Source organism: Nordella sp. HKS 07 (assembly GCF_011046735.1).
GTDB lineage: Bacteria > Pseudomonadota > Alphaproteobacteria > Rhizobiales > Aestuariivirgaceae > Taklimakanibacter.
Genome location: NZ_CP049258.1, coordinates 899,348 through 913,755, shown reverse-complemented (window position 1 = coordinate 913,755; position 14,408 = coordinate 899,348). Strand labels below are relative to the sequence as shown.

16 protein-coding genes are annotated in these 14,408 nt (G+C 62.1%); 5 read left to right on the top strand and 11 right to left on the bottom strand.

Translation table 11 applies throughout. The annotated features are described in order from the left end of the window. Positions 1-84 precede the first annotated feature (84 nt). Complete coding sequence (locus G5V57_RS04425; protein ID WP_165165892.1) at positions 85-1,116, top strand: IS110 family transposase; 1,032 nt, start codon at positions 85-87, stop codon at positions 1,114-1,116. Between the two features lie 619 nt (positions 1,117-1,735). Here the strand turns inward: G5V57_RS04425 and G5V57_RS04420 are convergent. Then, positions 1,736-2,167: a hypothetical protein gene (locus G5V57_RS04420; RefSeq protein ID WP_165166377.1), complete on the bottom strand. Its 432-nt coding sequence runs from the start codon at positions 2,165-2,167 to the stop codon at positions 1,736-1,738. Between the two features lie 410 nt (positions 2,168-2,577). On the opposite strand from G5V57_RS04420, the gene G5V57_RS34770 reads away from it, so the two are divergent. Beyond that, complete coding sequence (locus tag G5V57_RS34770; protein ID WP_165166376.1) at positions 2,578-3,393, top strand: oleate hydratase; 816 nt, start codon at positions 2,578-2,580, stop codon at positions 3,391-3,393. Continuing rightward, entirely contained in the window at positions 3,362-4,147 is a 786-nt protein-coding gene (locus G5V57_RS34765) for an oleate hydratase (RefSeq protein WP_165166375.1), read from the top strand. Before G5V57_RS34770 ends, G5V57_RS34765 begins: the two co-directional genes overlap by 32 nt. 178 nt (positions 4,148-4,325) lie before the next feature. Here the strand turns inward: G5V57_RS34765 and G5V57_RS04405 are convergent, their stop codons facing one another. The 10 genes from G5V57_RS04405 to G5V57_RS04360 all read right to left on the bottom strand — a co-directional run bounded on the left by G5V57_RS04405 (position 4,326) and on the right by G5V57_RS04360 (position 13,181). Continuing rightward, entirely contained in the window at positions 4,326-4,904 is a 579-nt protein-coding gene (locus G5V57_RS04405) for a hypothetical protein (protein ID WP_165166374.1), read from the bottom strand. Between the two features lie 295 nt (positions 4,905-5,199). Further along, positions 5,200-6,135 (bottom strand): glyoxylate/hydroxypyruvate reductase A, encoded by a 936-nt coding sequence (locus tag G5V57_RS04400; protein ID WP_165173817.1) that lies wholly within the window; start codon positions 6,133-6,135, stop codon positions 5,200-5,202. After that, on the bottom strand, positions 6,135-6,590 hold the full coding sequence (locus G5V57_RS04395) for a type II 3-dehydroquinate dehydratase (RefSeq protein ID WP_165166373.1): 456 nt from the start codon (positions 6,588-6,590) through the stop codon (positions 6,135-6,137). The genes G5V57_RS04400 and G5V57_RS04395 overlap by 1 nt, the downstream gene beginning before the upstream one ends. A gap of 60 nt (positions 6,591-6,650) precedes the next feature. Next, the gene (locus G5V57_RS04390) at positions 6,651-7,694 is read right to left on the bottom strand and encodes a LysR family transcriptional regulator (protein WP_206530197.1); all 1,044 of its coding nucleotides are present in this window, start codon (positions 7,692-7,694) and stop codon (positions 6,651-6,653) included. An 8-nt stretch (positions 7,695-7,702) separates the two neighbouring features. Continuing rightward, positions 7,703-8,380, bottom strand: a complete 678-nt coding sequence (locus G5V57_RS04385) for a DUF1028 domain-containing protein (RefSeq protein WP_165166372.1) — start codon at positions 8,378-8,380, stop codon at positions 7,703-7,705. Between the two features lie 12 nt (positions 8,381-8,392). Beyond that, complete coding sequence (locus tag G5V57_RS04380) at positions 8,393-8,812, bottom strand: RidA family protein (protein WP_165166371.1); 420 nt, start codon at positions 8,810-8,812, stop codon at positions 8,393-8,395. A 43-nt stretch (positions 8,813-8,855) separates the two neighbouring features. After that, positions 8,856-9,854, bottom strand: a complete 999-nt coding sequence (locus tag G5V57_RS04375) for an NAD(P)H-quinone oxidoreductase (protein WP_165166370.1) — start codon at positions 9,852-9,854, stop codon at positions 8,856-8,858. Next, positions 9,851-11,038 (bottom strand): acetylornithine deacetylase, encoded by a 1,188-nt coding sequence (argE, locus tag G5V57_RS04370; protein ID WP_165166369.1) that lies wholly within the window; start codon positions 11,036-11,038, stop codon positions 9,851-9,853. Before argE ends, G5V57_RS04375 begins: the two co-directional genes overlap by 4 nt. Positions 11,039-11,050: 12 nt before the next feature. Continuing rightward, positions 11,051-12,502, bottom strand: a complete 1,452-nt coding sequence (locus G5V57_RS04365; protein WP_165166368.1) for a 4-hydroxyphenylacetate 3-hydroxylase family protein — start codon at positions 12,500-12,502, stop codon at positions 11,051-11,053. 64 nt (positions 12,503-12,566) lie between these two features. Then, positions 12,567-13,181 carry a HutD family protein gene (locus tag G5V57_RS04360; RefSeq protein ID WP_165166367.1) on the bottom strand — a complete coding sequence of 205 codons (615 nt, stop codon included), beginning with the start codon at positions 13,179-13,181 and terminating at the stop codon, positions 12,567-12,569. Positions 13,182-13,344: 163 nt separating this feature from the next. Between G5V57_RS04360 and G5V57_RS04355 the strand changes: the two genes are divergently transcribed. Both G5V57_RS04355 and G5V57_RS04350 read left to right on the top strand, forming a co-directional pair. After that, positions 13,345-13,767 carry a heme-binding protein gene (locus tag G5V57_RS04355; protein ID WP_165166366.1) on the top strand — a complete coding sequence of 141 codons (423 nt, stop codon included), beginning with the start codon at positions 13,345-13,347 and terminating at the stop codon, positions 13,765-13,767. 5 nt (positions 13,768-13,772) lie between these two features. Next, a complete protein-coding gene (locus G5V57_RS04350) occupies positions 13,773-14,390 on the top strand; it encodes a glutathione S-transferase (RefSeq protein WP_165173814.1) in 618 nt (205 codons plus the stop codon). Positions 14,391-14,408 lie beyond the last annotated feature (18 nt).

Below are 14,408 nucleotides of genomic sequence, written 5' to 3'. Positions count from 1 at the left end.
ATGCTGTGGACGGCTCCTCCACCTGGTGCGCAAGTGCCATAGGATTGGTGGCCAAAAGGTGACCACGATTCGGAGGAGCTCGATATGCAAGCGGTGACGACAATCGGTTTCGACATTGCGAAGTCTGTTTTCCAGGTTCACGGCATTGACGCAGACGGCCAGGGGGTTATTCGCCAGCGTCTCAAGCGGTCACGGGTTCTCGGTTTCTTCAGGAAGCTTTCGCCTTGTGTGGTTGGTATCGAGGCATGCGCGTCCTCGCACCACTGGTCGCGCGAGTTGCAGGCACTCGGGCACACGGTTCGATTGATGCCGCCGGCCTATGTGAAGCCGTATGTGAAACGCCAGAAGAACGATGCGGCCGATGCCGAGGCCATTTGCGAGGCGGTGCAGCGGCCAAGCATGCGGTTCGTGCCGACCAAGACACCCGACCAGCAAGCCTGTCTGATGCTCCACCGTACGCGGCATCTGTTCATTCGCCAGCAGACTGCGCTGATCAATGCGATCCGCGCCCACCTTGCCGAGTTTGGCATTGTCGCACCAGTCGGCCGCAATGGCGTCGAGAAGCTGCTCGATGTGGTTGCCGATCCCGACGATGGACGCGTGCCCGAGATTGCGCGCGAGTGCCTGGAGGCACTGGGCCGTCAACTATGGCAGCTGAAGCGGCAGATCCTGACGTTCGACCAGCATATCAACGCCTGGCATCGCTCAAACGAGACCAGCCGTCGGCTCGACGAACTCCCCGGGGTCGGTCCGGCGCTGGCAACCGCGCTGGTCGCCAGTATTCCCGATCCGAGGGCGTTTCGCTCGGGACGCGACTTCTCAGCCTGGATTGGGCTGGTGCCGAAGCAGAACTCCAGTGGAGGCAGGGAGAGGCTTGGCAATATCACCAAACAGGGCGATCGATACCTGCGCTCGCTGTTCTGTGCTGGCGCGTTGGCGGTGATCCGATACGCGAAAATCCACGGCACCAAGCATCGGCCATGGCTTGCCAAGCTGCTGGAGCGGCGGCCGACAAAGGTGGCCGCGATCGCGTTCGCCAACAAGATTGCCCGCATGGCCTGGGCGATGATGGCCAAGGGCGAGCGTTACAGGGAACCCGTCGCGCTGGCTCGCTAGGGCACGGCGACTTTGGACGAGATCGCGCCGGCAACGGCGTGATGTGAAGGCTGGAAAGGACTGACAGCAGGTAACGCAGAACCGGTCGATCCGGCGATCAGGACAACCCACATGGGCCACAGCATTGTCGAATGCGAGCTTTTGACCGGGACCTGATCCGCGGAAGGCATTATGGCCAGCGGCCCTATGAGCCGCGCTCAAAGGCCGAACACATGGCTGCTACGACCAGCGCTGCGACATGCAAAAGAACCTTGACAGCCCGGAGCCGTCCACACATGGCCCTTTTCCGGAAGTAGCGGAATGTCCGACTTGAGTCCGCGATCCACTCCATAACGGACATTGGCGAGCAGGCAAAAAACCATTCCCTTTTCAATTAGCTTCTACGTGACTCTAGGAAACCCCGGCTCGCTATCAGCCCATCGAAGTCACTCCCTTCCCCGAATTCTGCCGCCCGTCGTCTAAGGTTGCTAAAAAAGCCGGAGCCGAGAAATTCCAGATGGCGGAACTACTCACTGACCCGATCCAGTACCTCCAGGTCTCGGTGCCGCTTTGGGCGTATGCAGCGCAACTCCTCTTGCCTGGCGACGGTGCACAGGGCACGGCTTGGCGCGGGTCTAATCTACTTCGCGCTGCCAAGCAGGTAGCCACCCTCCCAATGCCAGATTTGCTTGTCGTCAACTGTGACTTTGGCGATGGCCTGGAATCCGGCGAGAGATCCGCTTCCGGCGTGGAATGCGCACAGACCAAGCGGTGGCTTGGCGGTATCGTAGACGACGCAATATCCAACAGCCGAGTCTCCAGGCCCGACCGCAAGTACCACGGCGCTGCTGGTAAACAACGAACTGCCGGTAACCGGCCCGTAGTAGAGGATTTTGGATCCCTTGGGTATCGCAGCGACGTTCGATTCGGTAACTGTGCAGAAGCTTGGCGCCTCTCCGGAATACTGACTGCATTCTTTCGCAATTTTGAGAGGTTCCATCTCGGAGCCGGCGAACGCCGCCGAGTTTACTGATAAGACGGCTCCGATTGACAGGATCGATAGTGTGCGCATAGCTCGCTCCTAGCTTCTCGTTGAATGAGCGCATGAAATCAGCTTTGGTCGTATTGGCGTGGGCTAATTGATTGAATCGGCGAATGCGTTGCCGAATTGCTCGCGCAGTCATCAATGCGGGAGATGGAGACCGAGCGACCCCAGTCCCGGAATTCAGAAGACGCCAGTTTGGCGCTCCTGTCAAAGGATCTAATGAGCATTACCTAAAATTTGAAGCATCATGATGTTCATGCTGAGGCCTGTTCAATCGGCTTTTGACCCTGAGCGGAAGCGCGGATGCTTCACAGTCCTTGCTGAGCTAGATTGCTTGTTCGACGAGCGTGTCGCGTCCCATTTGGCATTGGTCGGCGGTGCGTCGGTCGGCGGGAAACGGGAAGACTTCCGAAACCCGGACTCCAGGGAGGAAGCAGATGAAGGCGCATCTCATCGGTGGCGGGTTTGGCGGATTGGCGGCGGCGGCGTTGCTCATCCGGAATGCAGGCGTTGCCGGGCAGGACATCACGATCTACGAGGCGGATGAGCGGCTGGGCGGCGGGTTCTTTTTGGACGGCAGTCCCCAGAGCGGCTACAACCTGCCTGGCTCTATTTTTGATAGGGAATTCCGCTGTGCTTTCGACCTGCTCGCAACAATTCCCACGGAAGCCAACCCCAAGATTTCAGTCAAAGAGCAACTCTTCACTTTCAACAGGGAGCACCCATTCGACGACCAGACACACATCGTCGATCGCGACCTCCGTACCGTGCATGGCCCGCGTTACGGGTTGAGCTGGAGCGACGGCTTTGCACTCGCGCGGCTCTCGCTCACGCCCGAAGCGTGGTTGGACGGGCGGCGGATAGAGGAGTTCTTCTCTCCGAAGTTCTTTGAGACGGAATTTTGGCTGTTATGGTCGACGCTCATGGGGTCGCTACCTCAGCATAGCGTCGTCGAATTCCGCCGCTACATGAACCGCTTCGTCTACTTGTTCCCCGACCTCTCGACCATGGCGCACGTTCTGCGCTCGCCCTTCAACCAGCACGAAGCGTTCGTAAAACCCCTGGTCGCTTGGCTGGAGCCGCGCCGCGTGAACTTCTTGACCGGCACTTTCGTCAAGGACATCGGCTTCGAATCGTCGCCCGGCCGGATAACCGTCAACCGACTCGACTACGAACGTGGGGGCGCCGCGGCCCTCGGTCATCGTCGCGCCGGAGGATATCGTGCTGTTGACGACCGGGTCGCAGGCGGCTGACCTTTCGGCGGGATCGATGACCGCGGCGCCGAAGCCGGTGGGCACCGGGCGGTCCTGGGCGCTGTGGAAGCGCCTGGCTGAGGAGCACAAGGGCTTTGGCAATCCGGACGCGTTCTTCGGCGCCCCCCGCATAGTCGACTCGCGCTGGGTGACATTCACGGTCACCACGACGGGTACGGAATTCATCGATCAAATGACCAGGCTGACCCGCAGCGACCCCGGAAGCGGCGGGCTTCTGACCTTGAAAGACTCAGGGTGGGTGCTGTCGGTCTCGATCTTCCTCCAGCCGGAAATCCTCGATCAGCCCCAGGGCACGTCTGTCTGGTGGGGCTATGGGCTCTATCCCGAACGCCAAGGCACTTTCGTGAAGAAACGCATGGATCAATGCACGGGCGAGGAGATCCTAGGGGAATTGCTGCGCCATCTTCGGTTCGAGAAATCGGACGCGATCATGAAGTCATCGATCTGTATTCCCTGCAACATGCCCTATGTGAACAACATCTGGCTGGTGCGCAGGCACGGCGACAGGCCACCTGTAGTGCCGGAGGGGGCGACCAATCTCGGACTCATCGGCCAGTATGTGGAGATTCCGAAAGACATTGCGTTCACCTTCGAATACTCAACTCGCACCGCCTGGGAGGCCATTTACCGCCTCCTCAAGCGTGGCCCTCCGCCGCCGCCCGTCTATCAGGGCCAGTTCGATCCGAAGGGTGTGTGGGCGGCTTTCAAAGTGTTTCTAGGTCTCGGGCCCTAGTGTGCTGAACGCGAAGTTCCTGATATCAGGCGGCCAGCACCGACAGGAACTTGCGTTCAAAAGCACACTAGATTCATTAAGCTTTCTAATGTCCTTCCGAATCCGAAGTTCACTCGCAAGGTCCCGCTGGCTGTGGCGAACTTCGGATTCGGGACACTAGAACGACGAAGCGGCATTCTCATTCGCGGACAAAAGCGAAATTGGCGGTGTTGCGGTTCGTTCCGGCTACAGAGTCATTTACCGTCTCGGCGAAGGAATTGGGGCCTGTCCGTTCAAGCACCATCTGTGCCGTGCGGTCCCCATTGACGAGACCTCCCCACCTAATGGTCATCACCAGTCGGTTGCCGCGAAGGGTACCCTCCAGTTTGGCAGGCCCAGTCTTGGAGCCCGTATAGGTTCCGACATACCTGTTATTGCCCGCTTTCCGAAGAGAAAATCCAAGAGGTTGCCGGAACACCAACATTCCACAACTACCGCTCATGATGATAACGACCTCGGTCCCCCTTATCGAGACCCGGCACCTCGCTGAAATTTCACCGTATATTTTGACATACGCCTTTCCCGAACCAGTCCAATTTCCCGCCAAGTTGTCAAAGAAGCTCTCTGAGGCAGCATCTGCGGGCGAGATGAGCAATATGCTGGCAACTGCGGCAATGAAAGAAGCGTATTTCATGGTCGTGGTAGTCCGGACGAGTGCCCAAAAAGCAAACTTGCTTTTCACTTTCCTGGAGCCATGAAGACACAGATTCTTGGACATTTGCTTTGCCGGCAGCCACTGCCTATTCCCGAAGGGTTGGCGGGAACATTGACTTTATAGGCTTATTTAACCAGACGAAGTAGAAGTTTTGCGGCGCAGCGCGTGGGCGGCATTGATGAGCCCGCTTGCAGAAACGGACTTCCGCGACCAGGCCGAGCCGGCCGCAAGTCCGGTCATGTCCGCTATGCCGCCGAAACCGGAGGTAAATTCAGAGCAGGACTCATGATTCCACGCCCGAATATTCGGGTGGAGAGCACTTAATTGGCCCCAACCTTCGCCGGGTTGACGGTAGCGCTCAGTAGCCCCGCTTCGGATCGACGCGGTGTAGCGGCTCTTCGCCCCGGCGGATGCGCCGGATGCTCTCGGCGACATCACGCGCCGCGATGGCCGGGGTGGTGTTGCTGGCGAGATGCGGCGTGATCAGCACATTGTCGAGCGCCCAAAGCGGATGGCCTTCCGGCAACGGCTCCTTGACGAAGACATCGAGCGTCGCCTCGGCGATGCGGCGGCTGCGCAAGGCCTCGATCATGGCCGCTTCATCGACGACCTGGCCACGTGAGACATTGATAAGCTTGGCGCCTTCGGGCAGCAGTGCGAGCCGTCTCTTGTCGAGCAGCCCGTGCGTCTCGGGCGTCAAGGGGAGCATGCAGACGAGGATCTCATTTGCGGCAAGGAACCCATCGAGCGCGCCGGCGCCCGAGACGCAGTTCACATGCGCCAGCTGCTTCTGCGTGCGGCTCCAGCCCGAGACCGTGAAGCCGAGATTGGCCAATGCCGTTGCCGCCGCCGCGCCGAGATCGCCGAGCCCCAGAAGGCCAACCTTGATCTCGGCGAACGGGCGCGGATGGATGAACTCCCATTTGCCGCGCGCCTTGGAGCGCTCGAAGGAGGGAATGTCGCGGGCATAGCGCAGGACGGCGAAGAGCACATAGCTCGTCATGAGCTGGACCATGCCCGGATCGGACAGGCGGCAGATGGGGACGTCAGGCAGGTCATTGCGGCCGACGATCTCATCGACGCCGGCGCCGAGATTGGTCACCAGCCTGAGATGAGGATAGGGTGCGAAGAAGCCCGTCGGTGGCTTCCAGACGAGGGCGTAGTGGATCTCGGACGTGTCGCCCGGCTGCGCGCTCAGACGAAAGTCGAGGTCGGGCAGTTCGGCCGCGAGCGCGTCCCGCCAGGCTGTTGGATCGTCGGTTGGACTATAGAAAACCAGCGCCTCGCGCTTCATCACTTCGCCTCTCTCTTCAACAACCGTGCCATGGCCATGACAGCCAGTTCGTAGCCGTCAGGACCTAACCCTGCAATGATTCCCGTCGCCGCCTTGGAGATGAAGGAGTGATGCCGGAACGGCTCGCGCCGGTAGATATTGGTCATATGCACCTCGATGACCGGCTTGGCGAAGGCGGAAAGGGCGTCGAGCAGGCCGATCGATGTGTAAGTCAGGCTGCCGGCATTGATGATGATGCCGTCCTCGCTCTGGCGCGCCGCGTGGATCCAGTCGATCAGCTGGCCCTCGTGATTCGACTGGCGGAAATCGAGCGTGAGGCCCTGTGTCGCGGTGACGGCGCGGCAGCCGGCCTCGATGTCGGCCAATGTCTTGGCGCCATAGACGCCGCTCGGGTCGACACCATAGAGATTGGTGTTGGCGCCATTGACGATCAAAGCCCTGAATATTCGGCTCATCCGTGCACTCCTGGGGATTGCGTGGGTTGGTCAGTGAAAGGGAATGATGCACAACGCGCGTCAGCCGAGCGGCGCCATGCCAGGCATCTGATTGGTCGAGATCACATTGCGGCAGTGGTGCTCGAAGGCCTGGGTGATGCTGGTCTTGCGCAGTCCCTTCAGCGTTGCGAGGCCGAACACCATCGGAGGATAATTGCCGGCCAGCGGCACATAAGCGAGCGGCTTGCCGTTGAGGGCCGCCTTGTTGCGTGGCCGCGCCGTCGCCAGCGAATAGCCGAAGCCACTCGCCACATAGCTGCGGATGGCTTCCGGATACTCGGTCCGCGTGAGGATATTGGGCGCCAGATTCTCGCGCAGGAAGAGCGACATGAAATATTCGCGGCTCAAGGGCAGGTCGAGCAGGATGAAGGGCAGGTCGACAAGGTCGCGCAAATGGAGCGGAGCCTTTGACACGAACTCGTGATCGGCCGGCAGCAGGGCATAGGTCGGCAGCTTCGCTAACGGCTCGAAATCGATATCCTCCGGAATGTTCTGCGAATAGGTCACCGCAATGCTGATCTCGGCGCGGCGCAGCCTTGCGACGAGCGAGGCCTCGTCGCCTTCCGAGACATGCAATTTGACGCGCGGGAACTGGTCGAGGAAGCCCTTGCAGACTTCCGAGATGATAAGCGGCGCATAGGTGCGGAACGAGCCGATATTCAAAGGACCGCTGACCGAGCCCGCCACCTCGTCAGCGACATTGTGCAGTTCCTCGGCCTGGTCGAGGAGCGTCTTGGCCGCCTGCAGGAAGCGCACGCCGGCCGGGGTCAGCGACAAGCCTTGCGCGTGATGGCGCACAAAGAGCTGGATATCGAATTCGGCTTCGATCTGCGCGATGGCGGTTGAAATGGAAGGCTGCGAGATGTTCAGCCGCTCGGCGGCTTGCTTGACGCTCCTGGTTTCGCCGGCCGCGACGAAATATAGAAGTTGCCGCAGTGTAAAGCGTAGCGGCGATCGCGCCGGATCGGCTTTCGTCACAATATTCGACCGGACTTGGACACGTATCTCCTCCTGCTGGAGATACGAGTTTATGTCACCTTTGAAGGCCTGTTCAATGCGTATCACGCCTGCCTCTATTGGTCGCCGGGAACCCCATAGGAAGGGGCGGTAGACGGGTCGAGGGCGCGGGTCACATAGGCGTCCATCTGCGGTTGCCACAGTGCCCAAAGTCTTGCCAGTTCGCCGATGGGGTCGGTCTCGTGCCAGTCGACGCGCAGATCGGCAACCGGCCAGGCGACGTCGCGCACCAGCAGCATGCCGACCGAATGGACCGGGCCTTCCTCGCCGCCCGCGGCGAGGGCAGCCTGCATGGCGGCGATGAGCCGGTCGCCCAGCGCGGCCTGTTCGTCGGCGAGAAAGGCCTCGACCATGTGGTCGGGCACCTGCGGATCCTTCAGCAGGTTGCCGGCCGCCACGACATTGGGCGCTTCCTTGATGCGGTGGGTGCCCAGCGTCTTCGCTCCGGAGAAGGAGGCGGTGCCGCCCTGGCGGTCGACGAGGGCCAGTTGGCGGTAGTCGAGATGAGGGGCCGTCGCCTTGAGCTTCGCCAAAGCCTCAGGCGCCGAGAGGCCCGAGGCGAGCAGATCGAGACCTTTGGGCCCTAGTGTCGGGTCGGTGATATTCTGGGTGGCGACGGCGCCGACGCCGGCGCGGGCATGGGCGCAACGCGCCGCCACACAAGGGCTCGAGGAGGAGACCGCGATACCGAACATGCCGGTGCGCCGGCAGCGGGCGGAGATCGAGAAGGTCATGACGGCGGCACCTCAGGTCTTGTCGGGAATGACGGCGGTCACTTCGATCTCGACCACCCATTCGGGGCGGGCCAAGGCCGGCACAACGAGGCCGGTGGAGCAGGGGAAGACGCCTTTGAGCCACACGCCCATCTCGCGATAGACGGCTTCGCGATAGCGGATGTCGGTCAGATAAACGACGATCCGGCAGATATGCGAGAGCTCGCTGCCGGCTTCCTCGAGAAGCATCTTGATGTTCTCCATCGTCTTGCGCGTCTGCAGCGCGGCATCGCCGACATGCAGGCTTTCGCGCGTATCGAGATCCTGCGCGACCTGGCCGCGCAGAAACACCATCGTGCCGCGCGCGACGACGCCTTGCGAAAGATCGTTGTCAAGCTTCTGCTCGGGATAGGTCTGCTTCGTGTTGAAGGGGCGGATGCGCTTATGGATCATGGAGTTTCCTCATCTCAGAAGGGTTGAAGCGGATTGTTTTCTCTCAGCAGCGCAGCACCACTTTGCCGACCTGTTCGGAGGCTTCAAGGATGCGATGGGCTTCCGCCGCTTCGGCGAGCGGCAGTTCGGCATGGATGACCGGGCGTACGCGACCTGTCTCGACGAGCGGCCAGACATGACGCTCGAGGGCACGCTTGAGGCGGGCCTTCTCGTCGGCTGATTTCGGCCGCAGCGTCGATGAAGTCAGCGTCAGGCTCTTGCGCATCACGACGGTGAAATCGAGCGTGATGTTGGCGCTTTCCATGAAAGCGAGGCTCACATGGCGTCCACCGGGGCCCAGAGCCGCGAGATTGCGCGGCATATAGGAGCCGCCGACGATGTCGAGCACGACATCGACGCCGCGCTCGCCTCTGGCCTCGCCGATCACCGAGACGAAATCCTGGTCGCGATAGACGATCGGATGGGCGCAGCCGAGCTTGTGCAGAAAGGTCGCCTTCTCCTTGGTGCCGGCGGTGGCGAAGACGGTGGCGCCAATGGCATTGGCGAGCTGGATGGCGATGGTTCCGTTGCCGCTGGCGCCGCCATGGATCAGCACCGCCTCGCCGCAGCTGAGGCGGCCGAGCTCGAAGAGATTGTGCCAGATGGTGAACAAGGCCTCGGGCAAAGCGGCGCATTCGCGCTCGCCGAGAAAGCCCGGCAGCTTGAGGCAGCAGCGCGCATCGGCCACGGCATATTGCGCATAGCCGCCGCCCGAGAGCAGAGCGGCCACACGGTTGCCGACCTTGAGATCATGGACCTCGGCGCCGCAGGCGACGACCGTGCCGGCCACTTCGAGGCCCAATATCTCGGAAGCGCCGGGCGGCGGCGAGAAGATACCGCGGCGCTGCATGATGTCGGGCCGGCACACGCCGGCATAAACGACCTTGATCAGAACCTCGCCCGGCCTGGGCTCTGGCACCGGGAAGGTATCGACCGACAGCGCTTCAGGACCGCCCTTGGTCCTGGCGATCACGCCGCGCATGGTCTTTGGCAAAAAGGTCATGAGATCATCCATGTCGCTAGCGGCTGGCGCAGCCTTCCGGCAAGGCGCTCGAGCATCCGCTCGGTGGCGGCGAGTTCATCGAGACCGATCCACTCATCGGCCTTGTGGGCTCGTGTCATGTCACCCGGCCCGCAGATGACGGTCGGGATTCCCGCTTCGGCATAGAGCCCGGCTTCGGTACCGAAACTGACGGTCCTTGGCCTTGCTTCCGTGCCGGCTAGGCGCGCGACGGCGGCGACCGCCGGATGATCGGCGGCTGTGGCGAGTTGGGGATAGGCGACGATCTCCTCGATCAGGATATCGGCTTCGGGCGCCGATCTCCGCAACGCCTGGCACTCGGCGGCGATTCCCGCCTCGATACGACTGCAGAGGACCGGGATACCGCCTTCGCGATCTGGAATGTTGCGGATCTCATATTCAAGCACGGCGCGGTCGGGCACCAGATTGAGCGCCGAGCCGCCGTGGAGCGATCCGACATGAATAGTCGTATAGGGCGGATCGAAGCTCTCATCCCGTGGACCGGAAATCGCCACCTCGTCGGCGAGATCGCCCAGCATGGCGGCGATCCGCGCCGCCGCCGTCACCGCATTGGCGGCGCGATGCGGCAAAGCCGAATGGCCGGTCCGGCCCGTGACCGTGATGCGGTAGGCGACCTTGCCCTTATGCGCGGTGGCAATCTGAAGCGAGGTTGGCTCGCCGACGATGCAGACCGCCGGTTTCACCGGCAGGCCCGCGACTTCGGCGACGAGATCCGGCGCGCCTCGGCAGCCCACTTCCTCGTCATAGGAGAAAGCGAGATGCACCGGCGTCTCGCTCGCTTCCCGATGAAGCAGCGGAAGCTGGGCCAGGATGGCGGCGATGAACCCCTTCATGTCGCAGGCGCCGCGGCCATAAAGCCGCCCGTCGCGCAGCGATGCCTCAAAGGGCGGGCTCGACCAGTTAGGCTCGCTGGCCGGCACGACATCGGTATGAGCCGAGAGCACGATGCCGGCGCGATCGGTGGGGCCGATCGTCGCCAGCAGGGAAGCCTTCTTGGCCATCTTGTCGGGTAGGCGCCGCGACGCGATGCCTAGGGACGCCAATCGCTCCTCGACATAGGCGATGATATCGAGATTCGAATTGGCGCTGACCGAGGCGAAGCCGACGAGCTCCTTCAGGATGGTGGCCGATGCCGGCGGCGTCATGATCCAGGACCGTCAGAGCGAGCCGTTGACCCGCTCCGACAGGCCGGCCGACCGGCGCACGAAATCGAGCGGCCCGGAGAAGTCGAAGGCGTTGTAGGTGGCGGCCAGATGGTTGAAATGCGGCGCCTGGGCGAACTGGACGAAGGTCAGCCGGTGATTGGCATAGTCCGAATTCAAGAGGTCGCGCGCGAAGGCCAGAAGCTTGCGACGGTCCTCCGCCTGCCAGGCATCGTTGAGGCTGTAGAATTTCGCCAGCCAGTCCTTCGAGTCGCCGTTGTTGAAGGCGGCAGCGCTCGGCGTCACGCAGATCTGTCCGCCGCACAATTCGCGCGCGATATGCATCATCTGCGGGAGATTGGCGCAGGCATGGATGCGGCCGGCATAGAGGATCGACTGATGCGGCATCAGCAGCCCGCCGGGGCTCTTCTGCGCCAGCGCGATCGAGGCGGTGAGATGGGCGTTGATGCCCTCGCGGTAGCAGACGAGATCGGCGAGCTTCTCGCGCACCGCCTGCAGCTTGTCGAGACCGGTCTGCTTGGCATTCCACAAAGCGGCGCCGATCATCATGTCGGCGACGTAGAGAAGGCGCAGCGTATAGGGGAAAGCCGAATAACGGTGCAGCGTGCCGCGGATATAGGCGGCGGCGCGGGTGTGCCGGTAGAAGAAGATGTCCTCCCAGGGGATGAGGACATTGTCGAGCACCATCAGGAAGTCGACCTCGTCATATTTGTTGGCAAGCGGATAGTCGTCCTTGCTGCCCTTGCCGGCAAAGCCCGAGCGGGCGATCATCTTCACGCCGGGCGCGCCCATCTTGACGATGCCGCCCACCGCATAGTTCGACAGCTTCTCATTGGTCCAGGCGCCGACCGTCGGCTTGAGGAAGGCCTGGTCGGCATAGCCGGCCGCCGTTTCGTATTTGGCGCCGCGCACGATGATGCCCTTGTCGGTCTCCTTGACGACATGGACCATCATGTCGGGGTCCTGCTCCTGCGGCGGCTTGGAGCGGTCGCCTTTGGGATCGGTATTGGCCGAGACATGGAAGACGTCGGTCTCGATGACGCGCTGGATATGGCGGGTGATATTCTCGGAGAACTGCGAATCGATCTCGTTGAGCACGTCCTGGCCGTCATAGAGCGACCACATCTCGCCGACCGTCTCGTCGCCGACGCGGGTGACGACGCCGCCTATGTCGGAGATGACGGTATCGACGGCTTTCCATTTGTCGTGCCAGTCCTGCTGTTCCCTGGGCAGGCGGTTGAAGATCGAATGGGTGCCGTTCGCGTCGCTGTAGGTGAGGGTCTCGGCATGGCTGTTGTCGTGCTGCATGTCATACATGCGGGCGCGGATGTCGATGATCGGCTTCATGGACGGATGCCCGGTCACATCCTTGACGCGTTCCCCATCGACCCAGACCTCGCGTCCATCGCGGAGGCCTTCACGATATTGCTCACCTGTTCTGATCATTGTCTTCACGCTGTTTTTTGAGGTTGCGGGAAGCCTAGGAGAGGACGCTAGATAGCGAAAATAATTAATTCCTGCCAGTTGCTTCAAAAAAAGCGAATAGGGCGTCCCGACTTTCGGCGGCGGGGACCAGATCGGCCAGAAGGGCGGCGCAACCCGCCGTGCCAACCAGGGTTATCGCAGCCGGTCTTGCCGCCAGCAAGGTCTCCCCGGGCAGGCAATTGACGCTGGTATTGCCGGCCTCCACCCTCCATTCGCCGGCAACGGCAAAGAGCAGCACGGCATGGCCCTCCGCGAGAACGACCGGGTGCCGGCCCGCCGCCAGCGGCCGCACCGACGATCGCCATGAAGTCGCGCGCGTCATGACATTGAGGACGCGCACATCGTCGCCGGAGGCCTCGCAATGGGGCGCCTCGCCGCTGTCGAAGGTCAGGGGCGTCATGAGTCCAAGCCGCTCGACCCTGCCGTCAGCGAAGATCAATGTCGTGGCGCTCCCTGAGATCCGTGTGATGTGGCGAGTGATGCCGGGGAAAGCGGAGAAGGTGCTGGCAGGGGGAATATCGGCGAGGCTGACCCGGAGATCGAACTCGTCCGTGGCGGGCCAGAGGAGAATATCGCGCGTGATGCCCTGGCCGTTCTTCCAGGGTTTGGCTTCATAGCCCTCGGCGCGCAACAGTCGCATCAATCTCACCTTTCGTTTGGCATCGCGGAGTCTAGACGAGATGGCGCTGAAGCGGCGTGCATGTTGAATAAGATTTTCCGATCCAGACGGAATAGGAAAAGTAATTTATCGCCAACGTGGCGTGCTTCATCGTCATGCTCAAAATGCAAGGAATCACACCCAGATGACGACCAGACCGGCGTTGAAACTGACACATGAGGGCGCGCTCAAGGCGCTGGCGGGAGCGGTCGCGAAGGCCAATGAGCTCGGCGTGCCGCAGAACATCACGGTTGTCGATGACGGCGGCAATCTGCTGGCCTTCCTGCGCATGGACGGCGCCAAGCTCCTGTCGATCGAGACCTCGCGCTCGAAAGCGATCACCGCCGCCTCGCACCGTCAGCCGACCTCCAGGCTCGATCCCAAGAACGAGATCAAACTCGCCATCGCGGCCGGCGGCCGGCTCACCAATCTGGAAGGCGGCCTGCCGATCATCATCGGCGGCTTCTGCGTCGGCGCGGTCGGGGTCGGCTCCGGCACTGGCGCGCAGGATGTCGAAGTGGCGCGCGCCGCGCTCGCCGCCATCGGTGCTGAGGACCAGGTGCCGTGACCATGCTGAAGCTCTTCTACGCTCCGACGTCGCCCTATGTACGCAAGGTCATGGTCACCGCGCATGAGCTCGGCCTTGCCGATGGGATCGAAAAGCTGCCGAGTGCCGCGCATCCGGTGAAGCGCGACGAGCGCATCGCGCTCGCCAATCCGCTGGCCAAGATCCCGGCGGCGATCACGCCCGAGGGCGATACTCTCTTCGACAGCCGGGTCATCTGCGAATATCTCGACGCGAACGTGCCGGGCCGCCATCTGTTTCCCGCCGAGCAGAAGGCGCGCTGGCGCGCGCTCACCTTGCAGGCGCTGGGCGACGGACTGCTCGATGCCGCCTTGCTGTCGCGCTACGAAATGACGGCGCGACCGGAAGCCCGACAATGGGCCGACTGGGTGCAGGGGCAGATGACCAAGGTCGATGGCGCCTTGGCGCGGCTCGAGGAGCATGTCGAGACGCTGTCGGGGCCGTTGACGATCGGCCTCATCACCATCGGCTGCGCGCTGGGTTATCTCGACTTCCGTTTCGCTCACCGGCCCTGGCGGGAAGATCACCCGCGCCTGGCGGCCTGGTATGCGGTCTTCGCCGAGCGTCCTTCGATGCAGGCCACGATTCCACGCGACGCAAGCTGACCTTCAGGCGCCGGGGCG